Origin of the sequence: Tolypothrix sp. VBCCA 56010, assembly GCF_050875635.1 — a bacterium.
GTDB lineage: Bacteria > Cyanobacteriota > Cyanobacteriia > Cyanobacteriales > Nostocaceae > Hassallia.
On record NZ_JBPAOH010000011.1, the window covers coordinates 1 to 20570 of the forward strand.

At 47.2% G+C, this 20570-nt stretch carries 4 protein-coding genes; all 4 read right to left on the reverse strand.

The window, feature by feature from the left end:
- A partial coding sequence (locus tag AABK37_RS05795) for an amino acid adenylation domain-containing protein (protein WP_432550649.1) occupies positions 1–7162 on the reverse strand: 7162 nt, incomplete at its 3' end.
- Complete coding sequence (locus tag AABK37_RS05800) at positions 7159–13806, reverse strand: SDR family NAD(P)-dependent oxidoreductase (protein WP_432550650.1); 6648 nt, start codon at positions 13804–13806, stop codon at positions 7159–7161. The genes AABK37_RS05800 and AABK37_RS05795, both read right to left, overlap by 4 nt.
- Position 13807: 1 nt before the next feature.
- A complete protein-coding gene (locus AABK37_RS05805; protein ID WP_432550651.1) occupies positions 13808–17470 on the reverse strand; it encodes a MupA/Atu3671 family FMN-dependent luciferase-like monooxygenase in 3663 nt (1220 codons plus the stop codon).
- Positions 17455–20562: a beta-ketoacyl synthase N-terminal-like domain-containing protein gene (locus AABK37_RS05810; RefSeq protein WP_432550652.1), complete on the reverse strand. Its 3108-nt coding sequence runs from the start codon at positions 20560–20562 to the stop codon at positions 17455–17457. The genes AABK37_RS05805 and AABK37_RS05810 overlap by 16 nt, the downstream gene beginning before the upstream one ends.
- Between the last annotated feature and the right edge of the window lie 8 nt (positions 20563–20570).

Genomic DNA, 20570 nt, shown 5'->3' on the forward strand with positions numbered 1-20570 from the left:
AGGCAACTAAGCGCTTATCGCCGGCAATTTCTTTGGCAATGACAACAGCTTGTTGCACAGTTGGGTGTTGGCTCAACAGTGCCTCAATTTCGCCCAATTCGATACGGAAGCCCCGTACCTTCACTTGGTAGTCAATGCGTCCGAGATACTCAATGTTGCCATTAATTAAATAGCGGACTAAATCTCCAGTTTTGTATAATCTATGACCAGCATTTCCAAACGGGTTGGGAATGAACTTATCGGCAGTCAATTCCGGGCGGTTGAGGTAGCCCCGCGCCAAGCCATCGCCACCGATGTGCAATTCACCCGGTACGCCTACTGGTACTGGTTGCAGATTGGCATCGAGGATGTAGAATTGGGTGTTGGCGATCGCTCCTCCGATGGACACCGATCCAGAACCTGCCTGTACTTGAGACACCGCTGACCAAATGGTGGTCTCTGTCGGACCGTACATATTCCACAGGGTATGGGTGCGCTCAAGTAATTGCGCTGCCAGTTCGCGATCGAGGGCTTCACCACCGCAGAGTATTTTCAATTGTGGGTTGCCAAGGAAGCCGACTTGAAGGAGCGTTCGCCAAGTAGCTGGTGTGCCTTGCATCACTGTGGCGCTTGATGTCGCTAAGGCGGCAGTGCTTTGACCACCATCGGCAATCAGATCGGGGGTGAGGACGAGGCGTGCGCCTCTGCTCAATGGACTGAACAACTCCAACGCGGCAATGTCAAAGGTGATAGTCGTCACCGCCACCAGCACATCTTCGGACACAATTCCCGGTTTGTGGGACATTGAGCTTAAGAAATTGACCACGGCGCTGTGGCGAATTTGTACTCCTTTGGGTCGTCCGGTGGAACCACTTGTGTAGATGGCATAAGCCAGGTTATCGGCGCAGACATTGCTGTTGGGGTTGGATGAACTTTGGGATATGGGCCAATCTGAGTCCAAGTAAACAACACGCCCATGTACATCCGGCAGTTTGTCCGCCACCGCCTGTTGTGTGAGCAGTACTGAGGCACAGGAGTCTTCCAGGATATACGCCAATCGCTCTCTTGGGTAGATCGGGTCGAGGGGTACATATGCACCTCCCGCCTTCAGGATTGCCAGCAGTCCCACTAACATATCAGTTGAGCGTTCTGCACAAATGGCGACCAAGATTTCAGGTCTTACACCCAATGAAACTAGGTGATGTGCTAGTTGGTTGGCTTTGGCGTTTAACTCGCGGTATGTGAGTTGTTGGTCTTCATACACAACTGCCACAGCATCCGGTGTTTTCTCGACTTGTTGCTCAAATAACGAATGCAGGCACAAATATTTGGGGTAGTCGGCTTGGGTGTTGTTCCACTCCCGTAATATCTGGTGTTGTTCGCTGGCAGTTAGCAGTGGTAGGTCTGATAGCTTTTGCTGTGGATTGACAACGACTGCTTCGAGTAAAGTTTGATAATGTCCTACCATCCGCGTGATGGTGGCGGCGTCAAACAAGTCAGTGTTGTATTCGATTGACCCGTTGAATCCTCGCTCCGTGTTTTCTAGCGATAAAGTCAAATCAAACTTGGCTGTCGAGCTTTGAAGTGGCAATGGTACGAGTGTTAAGTCAGTCAGTTCCAACTCAGGCATCGGTGCATTTTGCAGCACAAACATCACTTGGAACAGTGGTGTGTGGCTTAAAGAACGCTCTGGCTGCAATTGCTCGACTAACTGCTCAAAGGGTAGGTCTTGATGGGCGTAAGCACCAAGTGCTACTTCCCGTACTTGCGACACTAAATCAGCAAAACTGGGATTGTTTGACAGATTACTGCGGAGTACTAAAGTGTTGACAAATAACCCAATTAACCCTTCTATTTCACTGCGATTGCGGTTGGCAATTGGTGTGCCAACGCAGATATCAGTTTGCCCGCTGTAACGATACAGTAATGTTTGAAACGCTGCTAAGAGCGTCATGAACAGGGTAACTCCCAGTCGCTGGCTCAAGGCAAACAGCGCAGAGCCTAGCTGTTGAGAGATGGCGAATGGCTGAGTTGCTCCCTTGTAGGTTTGAATCGCTGGTCGCGGTCGGTCAGTTGGTAGTTCCAACAAAGCCGCAGCACCCGCCAGTTGTTCCTTCCAGTATGTTAGTTGGGACTCAAGTACCTCCCCTTGCAACCACTGCTGCTGCCAATGAGCAAAGTCGGCATACTGAATCGGCAACTCTGGCAGTGCAATTGGCGTAGAGTTGCACTCCGCTTGGTAGACTGCTGCTAGCTCTCGCACAAGTACGCCGATTGACCAACCATCTGATACTATATGATGCATCACTAGTAGCAAGACGTGTTCTGTCTCTCCTAGCTTGAGCAAACTAGCCCGCACTAACGGGTCAACAGCTAGGTTAAACGGACACGCTGCTTCTTCAGTCACCAATTGAAGGCAAGTGGTTTCTCGTTCCGTTTGGTTTAGCTGCTGCAAGTCTAGAACTTGCAGTGTTAAGGTCAAGCTGCTAGCAAACACCTGTATCGGTTGCCCATCTACGGTTACGAAGTTGGTGCGTAAGACTTCGTGGCGGTTGACAATCTGATTGAGACTAAACGAGAGAGCCGCAACGTTAATCTGACCTTGAAAACGCATTGCCACTGCGGTGTTGTAAAAGCCACTCTCAACTTCTAACTGCTGTAAAAACCACAAGCGTTGTTGGGCAAACGATAGTGGCATTGACGACTGCCGTGGGATTCTAACAATGGGCGGAGCTTGTCTTGATTGTCCTTGTGAGAGTGTTGTGTCGATGCACTCGGCTAAAGCAGCGACAGTGGGTTGCTCAAACAAACTGCGTAATGGTAAGTCCACGGCAAATGTGCTTTGCAACCGCGAAATCAATTGCGTTGCCAGTAAGGAATGTCCGCCGCTTTCAAAGAAGTTGTCATAAATCCCCACACGTTCTACATTCAGCAGCGATGCCCAGATGCCAGCGAGTATCTCTTGTGTTGGTGTTCTAGGAGCCACAAAGTTGTGTGATTCGGGTTGTGCTGTGGGTGTGGGTAAGGCACGACGGTCAACTTTGCCATTGGGTGTCAGTGGTAAGCTATCGAGCACCACAAAATAAGCGGGCACCATATACTCGGGTAGCTGCTGTTTGAGGAAGTCACGCAACTGTGTGATGGTGGGTACTGACTGTGCGTGCAAAACAATGTAAGCTACCAAACGCTTGTCGTCTGCAATCTCTTTGGCAATGACAACGGCTTGTTGCACAGTTGGGTGTTGGCTCAACAGTGCCTCAATTTCGCCCAATTCAATGCGGAAGCCACGTACCTTCACCTGATGGTCAATGCGTCCCAGATACTCGATGTTGCCATCTATTAAGTAGCGGACTAAATCCCCAGTTTTGTACAAGCGAGTCCCCGCATCGCCAAACGGGTTGGGAATGAATTTTTCAGCTGTCAGCTCCGGTCGGTTGAGGTAGCCCCGCGTCAAGCCATCGCCACCAATGTGCAATTCCCCCGCGACACCCACTGGTACTGGTTGTAAGTGCGAGTCTAGGATGTAAACTTGCGTGTTGGCGATCGGTTGACCAATAGGAATCGTGTTTTCGACCTGCCCTAGGAGATAGGTAGTAGACCAGATGGTAGTCTCAGTAGGACCGTACATGTTGTAAAGTAACGATCGCATCCCAGTGAGATCCTCTGCCAGTGATACTGAAAGAGCTTCTCCACCGAGCATAAGTTTCTTGAGCGATCCTAGGGCGTTAAGCGATTCCGGATTCATAGTCAGTATTCTTGCCAAAGCAGGGGTACACTGCATATGAGAAACACTGTGCCTTGTAATTTGTGCCGGTACTGAGTAGTCTTCTCCCTTTGTGCTTGTTGCTTTGTTACTGTTTTGCCTGACTGTGTCCAGATAGTGAAGACTGGACATCACCGAATCAAAGTCCATACCAAAATCAATCAAACACCCTAACTCGTCAACACCTACCGCCTTCAGTCGCTCAGTCATCTCCTGGCAAATGGTTGGTGTTCCAAAAAGAGCGCTAGTCTCAAAGTAGCGATTAAATGCATGAGATAAAATCACCTCCATATCATCTTCTGTGAAATCTTTGGAGTTGATATCTTTATTCATGCTTTGCGCCAAGTTTTTGAGCAAACCAACAGAAGATTTTAAATAGTTGCAAAAAGGCGTTCGGACTTTCTCGCGCACAGTATCAATATCTTCACCAACGAAAGTGTGAAGCATGAGTGTCACATGACCTGCACTTGCTTGATGACCAGACTTGCGCCAAGCGTCTCGATAAATCGCGATTTTTTCTGCCAGTTCCTCGATTGTCTGACCCAGTAAGTGAGTTAGTACGTTAGCCCCCATCTCACCTGCCATTTGAAATGTTTCTGGGTTGCCACTAGCGGTAATCCAAATTGGTAGCTTTTGCTGAAGCGGTCGTGGCAGAATCTTGACATCCACATTGTTTCCCGCACCGCCTTGCACAGAGATTGATTCTCCTTGCCAAAGCTTGTGAACGGTTTCGATGTCGCGGCACATGATTTCCTTGCGACGCGTATAATTGTCTGGCGCAAATACAAAGTCATTCGCATGCCAGCCTGAGGCAAATGCAAGACCGATTCTGCCATTCGACAGATTGTCCACCATCGACCATTCTTCAGCAACCCGAATTGGGTTATGAAGTGGTAAGACCACACTGCCTGCCCTGATTTGGATTCGCTCTGTGATTGTTGCAATGGCAGCGCTGGTGACTGAAGGGTTGGGATAGAGACCTCCAAAAGTATGGAAGTGACGTTCAGGTGTCCAAACTGCCTCAAAGCCGTGTTGATCGGCAAATTTAGCACCTTCGATCAAAAGTTTATATTTGTCTTGATCCGTATCGTTCTCAGCGCTGGCAAAGTAAAACAGGCTAAAATCCATCTTTTTGGCTGCCAAGCGCGATCGCACCGTGGCAGCAGAGGAAACGGCATCTTGTTCTCGCTGAATAACAACTTTAAATCCGCATGTCAGTGTCCAAAATAACTCCAATACAGAAATGTCGAAACAGATGCTGGTAACTGCTAGCCAAGTGCCTGAAGCGTCGCCACCAATGCTGTCGTCCATTCCAGTAAAAAAGTTAACAACATTTTTGTGGCAAACCATTACCCCCTTCGGTTTTCCTGTGGAACCTGATGTGTAGATTACGTAGGCTATATTGTCACAAGTTACTCCACTCGTTAGGTTTGCCTCGCTCCGTTGGGCAATAAGCTCCCAGTCTGAGTCCAAGTAAACAATACGCCCCTTGAAGTCGGGCAGTTTGTCCGCTACCGCCTGTTGTGTGAGCAGCACTGAGGCACAGGAGTCAGAGAGGATGTACGCTAATCGCTCTGGTGGATAGATCGGGTCAAGGGGTACATATGTACCTCCCGCCTTGAGAATTCCCAACAGTCCCACTACCATATCTAGTGAACGTTCTACACAAATGCCTACCAGTACATCTGTTCCTACACCCAATGAGCGCAAGTGGTGTGCCAATTGATTCGCGCGACAATTCAACTCATGGTAGGTCAGCTGTTGATTTTCATACACCAGTGCCACTGCATTTGGTGTACGCTCTACCTGCGACTCAAATAAGGAATGGATACACTTATCAGTAGGATATCCCACAGTCGTATCATTCCACTCTACCAATAACTGCTGTTGCTCAACTTCACTCAGCAGGGGCAATTGGCAAATCCGCTCAATCGGATTGGCAACAATTCCCTCTAGCAATGTCTGGAAATGACCCGCCATCCGCTCAATGGTGCTAGCATCAAAAAGGTCTGTATTATAATTGAAAAAACTCTTAAGCGATTCCTTTGTTTCAATTATGTCTAAGATCAAATCAAGCTGACCTTCTTGTTGCTCTATTTCAAATGGTTCCAGCAGTAAACCACCCCAGTTCTTTGGGATTCTTGTTTCGCTGTTGTTGAGTAAATCTACGACCTCATTTTGCTGTGGTTTTTGCAAGGAGAACGATACTTGGAATATTGGCGAATAGCTGGGATCGCGATTCGGCTGCAATTGTTTGACTAATAGTGGAAAGGGATAATCTTGATGGGCGAGCGCTCCTAATACCGTAGAACGGACTTGAGCTAGGAATGCTTTAAAAGTAGGATTACCCAAAAAATTTGCTCGCAGTACAACCTGATTGACAAAGTAACCAACAATGTTTGCAAATTCAGTCTTACTCCTACCTGTGGTTGGAGAACCCACCAAAATGTCTGACTGCCCTGTGTAGCGATGGAGTAGCACCTCAAAAGCTGCCAGAAGAATCATGTAAAGGGTTACTCCCTCAACTTGGGCTAACTCTCTAAGCTTTTGTAGCAATTCTTTAGACAACTTAAAAGCATGGGAGGCTCCCTGATAAGTTTGTACTGATGGTCGAGGTCGGTCTATTGGTAGATTTAGTACTGGCAATTCACCAGCTAACTGTTGCTGCCAGTATTTCCAAAGATCCTCTCCTTGAGAGCTACCTAATGTTTGAGTCTGCCATTGAATAAAATCTTGATAGAAAAATTTTATTGTTGGTAAAGTTGCCTTGACTCCTTCTTTTTGAGCTGCATACAGTAACGGCAATTCGTTCACAAGCATCCAAATAGACCATCCGTCGCAGGCGATATGGTGGATGGTGATTAACAAAACATAGTCTTGTTCTGTGACACCAAACAAACTTACCCGCATGACAGATCGAGCTTCCAAATCAATTGGACGCTTGTACGCTTCAACGACCTGCTGCTTTAGTTCCTCCGAATTCCAAGTGGAAGCATCCACCTCTTCAAACCAGACTTCTTGAAACTGATGAACTTCTTGAACTGGTTCACCGTTTTGCTCGCGAAAAGTGGTACGCAGCATTGGATGGCGAGCTATCAGTGTCCCAAAAGCCTGTCGCAAGGCTAGAACATCTAAATTGGAGCGGATGCGGGCTGTAAAAGCAACATTATAAGCTGCGCTTTCAGGTGCCAGCTTGTACAAAAACCATAGTGCTTGCTGACCGTGAGACAAAGGATAGGTATTAGATGTTGCAGCACGCTTTTTGAGAGTATTTATAATTTCTAGTTTATGTTGCTTAATTTCGCTTAATAGTACTGGAGTCAACGCGTCCTGGGATCCTCTGCAGCGCAGCTTATCACCCTCAACCCATAGTTCGACATTTTGCGTCGAAAGATTCTGGAGGAACTCAACTAAATTCATAATTCAACTTCAATCCAATTATTTAAATTTGATGTCACTGCTAATTCGACAGATGCTTCTGTTGTAGATTGAACCTTTGTTAATTGTTCGTTCACGTAAGTTGTTATACTAGTGACACTGAGTCCCTCCATGAATTTTACCATCGGGATGTCCACCCCGAAGTTATTTTGAACCCAGTTTCTTAGTTCTAGAGCCGTTAATGAGTCAAGTCCCATATTGTTCAAAGGCTTATCTACGTCCAGTTGGTTAGTTATACTAAGAATTTTGGCAACTTCTTCTTGAATATAAGCTGTTAATAAGGAGTGGCGATCGCTTACTGCCGCAGACTTTAACTGTTGTAGAATTTCAGACTTTGGCACTGATGAGTGAGCGGTTTTCTCTTGAAGTTCTATCTTGATAAATGATTCAAAGAACAGCTGCGGTTGTTGACCTCTCACACTCAATTGCTGCCCCAAGACCGACCAATCAACTGGTACCACTCCTATCTGTGAAGTTACTTGTCCCAGCACCTGTTCTAATACCTGCAATCCCTGCTCTGGTGCGATGCGATCTAATCCCAAGGTCGAGTTGGTAGCTTGGTGACGGCTTGCTAAATTGGCTGCCATTCCAACTTCTGACCATGGTCCCCAGTTGATACTCAAACCCGGTAATCCCATGGTGCGGCGATGCTGCATCAGCACATCCATAAACGTATTGGCAGCTGCATAGTTGCCTTGACCGAGTGAACCAAATAAAGCCGCAACTGAAGAGAAGCAGACAAAGAAGTCAAGTGGTAATTCTTTAGTTAAGTTATGCAGATGCCAAGTTCCTTGAACTTTCGGTGCCATCACCCTCACAAAGCGCTCCCAGTTCTGCTGCTGCAAGACTCCGTCATCCAAAACTCCAGCTGCGTGAATAATTCCTCGCAGCGGTGGCATAGTTGCTTGAACTTTATGAAGTAACTGAGCAACATCTTCTTGTTTAGCAATGTCTGCAGAGGCAACCAACACTCTAGCTCCCATCTGTTCTAATTGCTGGATGGCTGCAACAGTTCTGTCGTCAGCGCCACGACGCCCAGCCAGGATAAGATGTCGCGCCCCTTGCTCAACTAACCAGTGTGCTACCTTAAGTCCTAAGGCTCCTAGACCGCCAGTAATGAGATAGCTACCATCTTCTCGCACCAGTTCCTCTAAATGATTTGCATTTGCTGCAATTTCTGGCTGAGAAACCACGACTTTGCCGATATGTTTAGCTTGCGCCATGTACCGGAAGGCATTAACCACTTCCTCCAGAGGAAAGACCTTGTGTGGCAAAGGTTTCAGCTTGCCGTCCTGGAATTCCTGCATCAGTTCTTGCAACATAGAGGCGATCACTTTTGGCTCGTTCATTGAAATGTTGAACAGATCGAAAGGGAAGTAGGACACATCCGGTCTAGTCGCTTGTACCTGCTCATGCTCCCAAATGCCGATTTTACCAATTTCGACGAATCTTCCCCCTCGTCCCAATACCTCAAAGCTCTTGGAAATGAATTCACCACTCAAGCTGTTAAGCACAATGTCCACACCCTGTCCCTGGGTAATTGCCATGATTTCTTCCGCAAAATCTAGGGTTCGGGAGTTCATCACATACTCCACGCCCATAGACTTGAGGAAGTCCCATTTACTTGGGCTAGCAGTGGCAAATACTTGTGCTCCTGCTGCTTGAGCAATCTGAACAGCTGCCTGACCAACACCACCAGCCGCTGCATGAATCAAAACGCGATCGCCTGGTTTGATTTTAGCCAAACACCGCAATCCGTAGTGTGCCGTCGTGAAGGCGATCGGAATTGTCGCTGCTGCTTCAAAGCTCAGTCCTTCCGGTTTGTGCCCTACCAAATTAGCATTGACAACGACAAAGCTGTTAAAACTACCTATAGCATTGGCTGCAATCACTTTGTCACCAACCTTAAAGTTGGTCACACCTTCACCTATTGCTACAATCTTGCCCGCACACTCCCCACCAAAGGGTAGGTCGTCTGTTGACTTAATCCCCAATTGCTCGCTATGTTCCTTGAGCATTCCCAAGGCATTAAGCACATCTCGGAAGTTCAATCCAGTCTCACGGACTTGAATTTCCACTTCTCCTGCTCCTGGCTGGCGTCGGGTCAACGGTACTAAGGTTAGATTATCTAAAATACCGTACTCGGAAATCTTCAATTCAAATGGTTCAACGCCAATCTGAACTTGTCCTTGTTGAACAGTCTCGCTCGACTGGTATCGCTCCAATCTAGAAACGTAACGCAAACCCTGGCGATACGCAATTTGGTTTTCTCGGTCTGGAGAGGATAGCTCTTCCACCAAAGCTGAGATATTATCGTCTGCTACCGGATCTAAATCCAAACACATGCACTGCAGATCGGGGTGTTCCAGAGTTATGACCTTACCCAGTCCCCACAATGGAGACTGTTGAACTTGCACTAGGGAAGCTCCTCCAACCAACTGTGCTCCTTTGGTTACCAACCATAAATGTTGCAACCCAGACAATTGAGTCATAGACAGGGCTTGAACCAAGTGAAGAACACTACCGCTGCCTAAACTTTGCGCCTGTTGTAAAGCATCCGAAGAAAGCTCATTACTCGCTGACTCTAAACTCCACAAATGCACAACCCCACAGAAAGAAGATTCACCATCCTTACCAATGTCCTGAAGTAAACGTTGGAAGTCTGCAAGTGCTAGTGGATCAAGCTCGTAATGTTCTGATGCTATCTGCTTATAGGTGGAGCCAACAAAAGCTAGAACACAGCTATCGCCTTGTGCTCTCAATTGTTTAGCTAGTTTTGTACCAATGCCAGTGCTATCTGCAAAGATGAGCCAGTTGCTTTGCTGTTTGGGACTTACTGATGACGATTGAGGCTGACGTGGCTGAGGTTTCCACATGACTTGATACAGCCAGCTTCCTAAATTTTCCTTTTGAAGCATGCGCTGCAAAACTTTGGAGTTAGTTCGTCTGACGGTTAGTCCCTCCACCTGAGCAATAACCACTCCATTCGGGTCTAGTAGACTCAAATCAGCGCTCAACAGTTGCTGCTCTGACCCCTTAGCTTGTAGAATTTTGACTTGACTCCATAATAAATGAGTATTGGGGCGATCATAAATTCTCAAGCGCTCTACACTCACAGGTAAATAAGCATTTTGCCGCTCATCTCTTGAAAAAATACCCGCTATAACCTGAGAGCTAGCGTCTAGGAGAATAGGATGTAATTGATACTGAGCAACTTCTGAGTGTAATACTTCTGGCAATCTAATTTGTCCGATCGCCTCTTGTTGACGTTTCCTAATTTGTGCAACCGCTTGAAAGCTTGGACCAAAGTCGATGCCTACAGCCTGAAATTGTTGATAGAACTCAGCAACAGAAACTTCCTCTGGGTATTGAGTTTGTAAAGCAGTTAAGTCTACCGATTCTGGCAAGAGTGCTGCTTCGTCCCTCTTGATTTTTCCAATTGCGTGTAATGTCCAGATGGGTTTCTCTTCATTCTGACTTTCTGTGAGGCTAAAGATTTGGAAAGAGTAGCCATAAGTCTCTTGAGGCGTCAACAGCATTTGCAGAGTTTTACCCTCATCTTTTGGCAACATCAAAACTTGCTGAATCTCAACATTCTCTAGCACCAAATTTGAGGATTTGAAGACAGCTGCTCCTGCTGCGAAAGCCATCTCCAAGTAAGCTGTGGCTGGTACAATTACCACACCAAAAATGTTATGAGCCTTCAGATAAGCTGGCGAATCTTGACTGATTTGGGACTGGAAATGAATATTCTCAGAACCCGGTAGATGCAAGCGTTGACCAAGTAAGGGATGATACTTTTTAGCATTTATACTTATTGACGAAAGCTGCGTTTGATGATGGGTAATATTAGTCGTCTCCACCCAACAGCGCTGTCGTTGAAACGGATACGTAGGCAACACCACTCGCCGATGTGCATACTCCCGGTCAAACCCTGACCAGTCTACCTCAGTTCCACGTATGTATAACTGTGCTAAACTCTGCAGCATCTGCTGCCAATCTGACTGCCCCGGACGCAAGCTCGCAAGCCAAACTCCCACTTGTTCGCTTAAGCAGTTACGCCCCATCCCCAACAATGTCGCTTTGGCTCCTATCTCTAGAAACACCTCATAACCCTTTGCATGCAGTGTCTTGATACTTTTGGCAAATTGTACCGGACGCCGTAAATGTTGACACCAGTAATCAGGCGAAATCTCTTGCGATGTCAGTTGTTCTCCTGTGAGGTTGGAGATGAACTCAATTTGGGGAGTGGCGTAATTGACTGTGGCTGCTACCTCACGAAATTGAGCCAGTATTGGCTCCATTAGTGGTGAGTGGAAGGCGTGTGATGTTTGTAGCTTTTTCGTTGTGATTCCTGCTGCTTCTAAGGAGGCACAGATACTTACGACTGCCTGCACTTCACCAGATATCACCGTGTTTTCTGGTCCATTAAAAGCTGCAATCGCTACTTTATCTGGCTTTAACTCCGTGATAGCACGTATGGATTCCTCCGAGGCAAATACTGCGACCATCTCACCACCAGCAGGCAAACTTTGCATCAGTTGGCTTCTTGCTACAATCAACTTGAGTCCATCTTCCAAACTCAAGACTCCCGCCACAGTGGCAGCGACGTATTCCCCGACACTATGACCCATGACTGCATCTGGAACAATGCCCCAAGATTTCCACAACTGGAACAGGGCATATTCTATGGCAAATAGGGCTGGTTGCGTGTAAGCTGTTTGGTTTAATTTTGGATTTTGGATTTCTCCGTCAAGCTCAGAGGACGACAAAACCTCTGGATATAGGATAGATAACAGCGACTCGCCCAGGTAGGGACGTAAAATTTCGTCGCAACGGTTTATAGTTTGTCTAAAAACAGGGGCAATTTCATAGAGTTGACGCCCCATATTAATGTATTGTGATCCTTGTCCTGTGAATAAAAATGCTATTTTCGAGTGCTTGCTGAGTGCTTGAGCGCTATAAAGTCCTGTTGTCGTTTCGGCTCTAGTAAAAGCCCCTAGCTGTTCGTATAATTCCACGGCTGATTGGGCTACCACAGCTAGCCGATAGTCAAAATGCGTACGCCCTGTATTAGCAGTAAAACACATGTCTTCTACGGCTAACAATGGATTCGCTCTTAGGTAATTCTCATACCGAAGTGCTAACTGCTTGAGTGCCTCAGAGGTCTTCGCTGATAGCGTCAGCAGATGCATGGGGCGTTCCACTTGAACTGCCACTGTCTCTAATACTGGTGCTTCTTCCAACACTATATGCGCATTTGTACCACTCATGCCAAAGGAACTGACTCCCGCCAACCGCCGTTTTTCTCCTGAAAACCAAGGCATTGGCGACTTTGACACCACCACTGGCAGTTCATCCCAGTTGATGTAAGGACTCGGATGTTTGAAGTGCAGGTGGGGTGGAATCTCGTTATGTTGGAGGGAAAGCACCACCTTGATGACACCCGCTACTCCTGCTGCTGCTTCCAGGTGACCCATGTTAGTTTTCACTGAACCAATTACCAGAGGGTTCTCTGGCGATCGCCCTTCACCCAGCACAGTTCCTAAAGCTCTTACCTCAATCGGGTCTCCCAAAGACGTTGCCGTACCGTGAGCCTCCACATAGTTTATTTCGGAAGGCTCTACCTTAGCGTTCTTGAGTGCTTGGCGAATCAGCACTTGTTGAGCCGAACCATTGGGAACCGTCAAACCACTGCTGGGTCCATCGTGGTTAATCGCTGAACCCCGAATAACAGCTAAGATGTTGTCTCGATCTGCCTCAGCATCCGAGAGACGCTTGAGAACTAAAACCCCGCATCCCTCGCCCCGCGCAAAACCATTGGCAGCGGCATCGAAGGTGTAGCAGCGACCATCAGGGGAGAGGGCATGAGACCTGGATAGAAAAATATTTACTCCTGGTGACAGCATCAGTTGTACCCCGCCAGTCAAAGCCATATCGCACTCTCCGGTGCGGAGGCTTTTACAGGCTAAATGGATAGCCACCAACGAAGAAGAGCAAGCGGTATCCATAGATACGCTTGGACCCTGTAGCCCTAGAATATAGGACAATCGACCAGACGCAAAGCAAAAGCCATTTCCCGTGCCGTCATAAGCGCTAATGTCTGTATTACCAGAATTCAGTTGCAATTGTGCATAATCATTTTGACCAATACCTACAAAAACACCAGTTCGGCTATTAACTAAAGACTTTGGTGCAATTCCAGCCCTCTCCAAAGCTTCCCAGCTCACCTCTAAGAGTAACCGCTGCTGCGGATCTATGCTCGCCGCCTCTCTAGGGGAAATCCCAAAGAACAGGGGGTCGAACTGGTCTACCTGTTGCTGCAAAAATCCACCCATACGGGTGTACATTTTCCCTTGGGCATCGGGGTCTGGGTCATAGAAATCATCGATATTCCAGCGATCATGGGGAACTTCTACCATCGCATCTACACCATCGCGCATCAGTCTCCAGAAAGCATCCGGATCGTCAGCACCCCCAGGGAAACGGCAGCCGATACCAATAATAGCGATCGGCTCTGTTTTTGAACGCTCAACCGCCTCAAGTTTGGTTCGCGCTTCTTTCAACGCCAGAAGAAGTCGTTGTGATTCAGACAGTTTTTCTATTCTATCAGAAATGTCGCTCATTTCAGTTTCCCCTTACCAAATTTTCTAGTTTCGCGAGTTCCTCGGCAATTGATGCTTCTATTCCATCATCGGAAATCTCTTCTACCTGTGATAAAGCCAAGGCTTGCTCGTCTTCACCTTTAGGTAACTCCGTGTCACTAAAAGCAGGTAACTCCCAACCCATAACCTTCTTAGCCAGATATCCGGCAACATCTTTAATCGTCGGAAATTCAAAGGTTAAAGTCACTGGAAGAGAAACGCCAAAACTAGCTTCCAAACGGTTCTTTAGCTCGACTGCCATCAGAGAGTCCATGCCCATGTCAAAAAAACCTTGTTGCGAATCTGGCAATTTGGATGGCTCAAGCTTCAGTACCTTGGCGACTTCACCTTGAATGTAAGCAGTTAAGACAGAGAAGCGTTCGCGAAGCGTCTCCGCAGGAGATTCGCTTGCCGAGTACTGTTTTAACTGTTGTAAAATATCACTCTTTGGTACCTCTAACCTTTCAGTTTGTAGCTGTGTTTGGTTCTTAAGTTCGGAAAGCAGCGGGGATAACTCAGAGAAGGGCAAATTTAAAAGAAGCTGCGACCAGTTAACCGACACCACTCCAACCTGAGACAGGTCTTGTTGAAGTAACAGTTGCAGCATTTCTAATCCTTGCTGGGGTGCAATTCTCTCAATCCCTAAACGAGCAAGACCCTCATGTGCCTTACGTCCGTAGGGTGTAGCTGCGTGACCAATATCAGCCCAAGGTCCCCAATTGATGCTCAGAGCAGGTTGACCGTGAGCACGTCGGTGATGTGCCAGAGCATCAAGAAAAGCATTGGCTGCTGCATAGTTTCCTTGACCGGGCATACTCACCAGGCAAGCAGCAGAAGAGAAAAGAACGAAGAAATCCAAAGGGCTATTCTGCGTTAGAGTATGTATATTCCAAGCACCCTCAACCTTAGCTGTTCTAACCTTGATAAAGCGCTGCCAGTCTTGCTGAACCAATAAGCTATCGTCAAGAACTCCTGCTAAGTGAACAACACCGCGTAGCGGCAGTTGAGAGCGCTCGATATCTGCAATAACTTTGGCTACTTGCTCTTGACTAGATACATCTAAGAGTACTGTCTTGACTTCAACACCAAGCTTTTTGAATTCGCTCAACGTTTGATTAGCTGTCTCGGAAGCTGCACTACGTCCTAACAGCACCAGATGTTTTGCTCCTCGCTCCACCATCCACCGTGCAACCAACAGTCCCAAACCGCCTAACCCACCAGTAATCAAGTAGGTGGCATCAGGTAATAAATCCGATTGTCTAACTGGCAAGAGCATTTTCCTGGCATATCTCAGGCGGGCGACATAACGCTGTTCCTGACGGAAAGCTATTTGGTTTTCTCCATCTGGATTTTGTATGGTATTAAACAGCAGCCCAGCAGCTTCGTCCAATGACGATGACCGTTCGAGATCCACAAGTGTTGTTGGGAGGTTTGGGTATTCAACAGAGACCACTCGTCCCAATCCCCATAAAGGTGCCTGAGCAACTGCCAACGTTGTAGACTCCTTACTAACTGGCTGTGTTCCCTTAGTTACAAACCATATAGGCAGCTTTGTTGTCGCTGTCTGAGCCAGTGCCTGAATTAAGTGCAAGGCGCTAGCAACACTTAATACCTGATCTTTCTCTAGAGTAGCGATGGTCGTTTCTTCTAGAGGCGTTGTGTCTAAACTCCACAAATGCACCACACCCCGGCAAGGCGATCGCGTCTCCCCCAGTATGGTCTGAATTAACTGATGCATTTGTTCTGGAGCGCTGGGGTTGAGACAAAATTGCCCCTCCAGTGAAACCTTGTAGGCTTCACCTGGGGTAACAATAAAGCAGGTTTCTCCTCGTGCTTTTAACAGTGCTGCCAGCTTTTGTCCTATACCACTCTTGTCTGTAAATATCAGCCAGCTACCTGGCTGTTGTGGTGGCAGAGACTCTTTTTCTTCTTGCAGCTTGAGCTGCCACTGTAGTTCGTAAAGCCAATCCTGTAGAGAAGTTGTATGCGTTTCTACAAGGTTATCTTGGTTACTACGTTTAACTCCGTGGGTAGTTCGCTGTAGTCGCAACCCAGAAACCGTGACTACTACATTCCCTAACCGATCCAGAAGGCGCACATCTCCTTCCAGTAATGGGTCAGCACTATTGCTTACCTCTGACCGCAGAACAGCGTGACTCCAAAGGGTCTGGTCAATGCGACCGTGGAGTTGCAAACTGCGAAGACCAGCAGGTATGTAAAGCGTACCCCCATTATTTAAGAGACTGTAAGTTGGTAGTGCAGCTACTAACACTTGGAAACAAGCATCCAAGAATGCCGGGTGGATTTTGTAAGCATCTGCTGATGGTTTGAGTTCTTCAAGTAGCTGCACTAGCCCTAAGGCTTCCCCATCACGTCGCCAGATGTGTTCTATACCCTGAAAACTCGCTTCCAACTGCACGCTGTATTCGCGCAACTTGTGATAAAATTCCGAACCAAGAATTTCCTCTTGACATCGAGCTTGGATTTGTTCTGGTAGTTCTAAACTAGAATTAGCACCATTAGTTGAAGTTTCCGAAAAACTTAATGCAGTCAAGGTTTCGGCTACAGTTGAACGACCATTTAGCGGCGATCGCTTTTGATCGACATTGTAACGCTCTTTTAGTTGATTTAAATAAGGTAGATGCTTTAAAATTAAATCTGCGCTTGGTCCAAAGTCGAGCAGACAGGCTGCTTCATCGACACCTATACTATCTAATTGCTCTAGCAAATTAACACAGGTTTCTGGTGTTCCGATGAGTCCTCTAGAAGAAGCAAATCTTTCAAATAAGAAATTAACAAAATCATCCAGGTCTTTTGCAGACATGGCAGCGATATTTATGCTGTGACCTCTACTGCTGCCAAGATTCTTAAGCAGACCGATGTTTGACTTGAGATATTCGCAGTAGGGTGTGCGAACCAGCTCGCGGACAACATTCATGTCCTCTCCAACAAAGGTATGCAACATCACCGTTACCACACCTGTTTTTGGATCGTGTCCGTGCTTCGCGCGTGCCTGACGATAAAGGGCAATTTTTTCGGCTAACTGCTCAATGCTCTGATCTAATAGATGAGTCAAAAGATTGGCACCAATCTCCCCAGCTTTAATAAAAGTTTGGGGGCTTCCAGCAGCTGTGAGCCAAATGGGTAATTCTTTTTGGATTGGCGTTGGGTAGATCCGCAGATCAATCTGATTACCAATGCCATTTGTTGTCTGGATGGATTCCCCCTGCCAAAGTTTTTGTACTATCTCGATGCCAGAAAACATTTCTTTATGGCGATCTTGATATCTTTCTGGAAAGAAAGCAAAGTCATCAGGGTTCCAGCCAGGAGCAAAGGAAATTCCTACCCTACCTCCGGACAAATTATCGACAACAGCCCACTCTTCCGCAATCCGAATGGGATTGTGTATTGGCACTACCACACTGCCTGCCTGCAAGCGGAGGTGCTTAGTTTCCCTTGCAAGTGCCGCGTGCAGCACTGCTGGATTTGGGTAAAGACATCCAAACTTAGTAAAATGCCGTTCTGGTACCCACAAACTAGAAAAGCCGTGTTGGTCTGCAAATTTAGCACTATCAATAACCAGATGATATTTATCTCCGATTAAAGCTTCTTCACTGCTGGCAAAAAACATCAAGCCGAACTGCATAATTTTTTCTCCTGTTCGTTACTGTGAGCAATTTTTGCAGTTGCGTGCAGTGTCCACTTTTTAGAGGATGGGTCTGCATCTGTTGGGCGGCTGTAAACTTGAAAAGATGTTAAGCCATCCACATCAGTAGCAAGGATAATCTGAACGGTTTGAGTGCCATTCTCAGGAATGAACAGTACATTGTGCAGTTCCAAATCCCTGACTTGGTGAAATCCCCCAAAGGCTTCTTCGCAAGCAACCAAAGCCATTTCTAAGTAAACTGCGACAGGTACAACTGCGGCTCCAAGGAGTCGATGCTGCGTTAGATAAGGGAGGCGGTGCTTATCGAGCTCAATTTCCCAAAAGTAATGGTTGGGAAGATGCGCTAAGTTTTTTAATTGAGAACCTAAAAGCGGATGTCCCTTGATACTGTTTGAGTTCTCCCAAGCTTCCAGAGGCTGCGAGTTTTTCGATGGTAGTTTTGTCTCAATCCAATAGCGCGATCGCTCCCAGGGATAAGTCGGTAGATTTACCCACTGCCCCTGATTTTCTTGGTAAAAACCAGACCAGTCTACATCTACCCCACGTACATATAGTTCCCCCAAACTTTCGAGCATTTGCTGACAATCTGACTGTCCTTGGCGCAAGCTGGGGAGCCAAACTCCCTCGACTGCGGGCAAGCAGTTGCGACCCATCCCCAACAACGTTGGTTTTGGTCCAATCTCCACAAACACCTCATAACCAGAGGTATGAAGTGTCTTTAAACTTTTGGCAAATTCTACGGGGGAACGTAAATGGCGACACCAGTAGTCAGGGGTGATATCTGATGTCAGTTGCTCACCCGTAAGGTTGGAGACGATCGCCATTTGCGGAGCTGCGTAGGTAACATTGTCCGCCACCTCACGGAATTGAGCCAGTATCGGCTCCATCAGTGGTGAGTGGAAGGCGTGGGAGGTTTGTAGCTTTTTAGTTTTAATTTTTGCTGCTTCTAATTGGGTACAGATTGCCTGCACTGCTTGCGCCTCTCCAGAAATTACGGTGTTCTGCAATCCATTATAAGCGGCAAATGATACTTTTTTATTATCAATTTCATGAAGTTTCCGTATAAATGCGGGTGAGGCAAACACTGCTACCATCTCACCACCAGTCGGTAAACTTTGCATCAAGCGGGCACGTTCGCTGATGAGCTTTAGTCCATCCTCCAAGGTGAAGACTCCCGCCACAGTTGCGGCGACGTATTCCCCTACACTATGACCCATCACCGCTGATGGGTGAATGCCCCAAGATTTCCACAACTGCACCAAAGCATATTCTAGGGCGAATAAAGCTGGTTGGGTATAAGCGGTCTGGTCTAGCGGTGAAGCCTCGCCAGGTTTGGGATAGAGGACTTGCAGCAGTGACTGCCCCAAGTAGGGACGCAGAATTTCATCGCAGCGGTCGAGGGCTTGCCGGAAGATGGGCGCTTGTTCGTAGAGTTGGCGTCCCATGCCCAAATACTGAGAACCTTGACCAGTAAACAAAAACGCTATTTCCTGGCGCTTGCTGTTGTTTACCTGACCGCTTACTAGTTTGGCAGTCTCTTTCTTAGCAGCGAAGGCTTCTAGCTGTTCTCGTAACTGCACGGTAGATTCAGCAACTACGGCAAGGCGGTGGTTAAAATGCGATCGCCCCGTATTGGCAGTAAAGCAAACATCCAAAAGCGATACTTCAGGATGAGACGCTAAGAAATCTACATAACTTTGTGCTAGTTCCAAAAGTGCCTTCTCGCTTTTTGCTGAAAGCGTCAAAAGGTGCATCTTGGGTTGAATATCATTAACACTTGTGGTGGTAGGTGGTGCTTCTTCCAGAATAACATGACAATTTGTGCCACCGAAGCCAAATGAGCTTACCCCTGCCAAGCGGCGTTCTGTGAGCGCAACCCAAGGCTGGCGTTCAGTAGGGATAGAAAAAGTTGTTCCTTTTAGGGAAATATAAGGATTTAGCTGCTCTAAATGCAGATTCGGTGGTATCTCCGCGTGTTGCAGTGAAAGTACCACCTTGATCAGTCCAGCAATTCCAGCAGCACCCTCTAAATGACCAATATTAGTTTTAACCGAGCCAATCCAACAGGGTTGGTCTGGCTCCCGACCCTGCATTAACACGGCTTTTAGGGATTTAACTTCGATTGGGTCTCCCAAAGAGGTAGCAGTGCCGTGAGCTTCAACATAGCTAATCTGTGTTGATGCCACGCCTGCATTTTCCAAGGCTTCACGGATAACCGCCTGTTGGGAAGGTCCATTGGGTGCAGTCAGTCCATTGCTCAGACCATCTTGGTTAACTGCTGAACCTTTGATAATTGCTTGAATATTGTCTTTATCCCGAAGTGCATCTTTTAGGCGCTTAAGAACTACTATGCCGCAGCCCTCCCCCCTTACGTAACCGTTAGCACTTGCGTCAAAGGTTTTACACCGACCATCAGCTGACATCATGTGTGCCTGAGAGAAAGTTATGCTCGGCTCAGGGGACAGAATCAAGTTTACCCCTCCAACTAAGCACAGATTGGACTCGCCGTTCTGCAAACTTTGACACGCGAAGTGGACTGCAACCAAGGAGGAAGAGCAAGCAGTATCTATTGCCACACTCGGTCCTCGTAAATCCAGCACATAGGATACGCGGTTAGCGGCAATGGAGAAAGCAGTACCTGTACCGCTGTGTGCATTTATGCGGGAGGAGTCCTGGTAGGTAAGTCTGTGATAGTCAGCATTACATATGCCGATAAAAACTCCAGTCTTGCTGCCTGCTAGCTTTTGCGGTACAATTGCGGCGTTTTCTAAAGCTTCCCAAGCGACCTCCAACAATAATCTTTGCTGGGGGTCCATCGGTTCTGCCTCACGAGGGGAAATGCCGAAGAAGCTTGGTTCAAATTGATCTACCTGCTCTAGGAAGCCACCACAACGGGTGTTCATTTTTTCTGGAGTAGCTGGCTTTGGGTCATACAAGGTGTCAATATCCCAGCGTTCTTTTGGTACTTCGGTAATGGTATCTACCCCGTTACGCAAGAGCTGCCAGAATGATTCTGGGTTGTTAGCACCAGGAAAACGACAGCCAGTACCGATAATTGCTATAGGTTCCATTTCCTTCA

Excerpts from the sequence above, each read along its gene's own strand:
- AABK37_RS05800 (WP_432550650.1), bottom strand. The coding sequence starts at position 13,806 with ATGAGCGACATTTCTGATAGAATAGAAAAACTGTCTGAATCACAACGA.
- AABK37_RS05805 (WP_432550651.1), bottom strand. The coding sequence starts at position 17,470 with ATGCAGTTCGGCTTGATGTTTTTTGCCAGCAGTGAAGAAGCTTTAATC.
- AABK37_RS05810 (WP_432550652.1), bottom strand. The coding sequence starts at position 20,562 with ATGGAACCTATAGCAATTATCGGTACTGGCTGTCGTTTTCCTGGTGCT.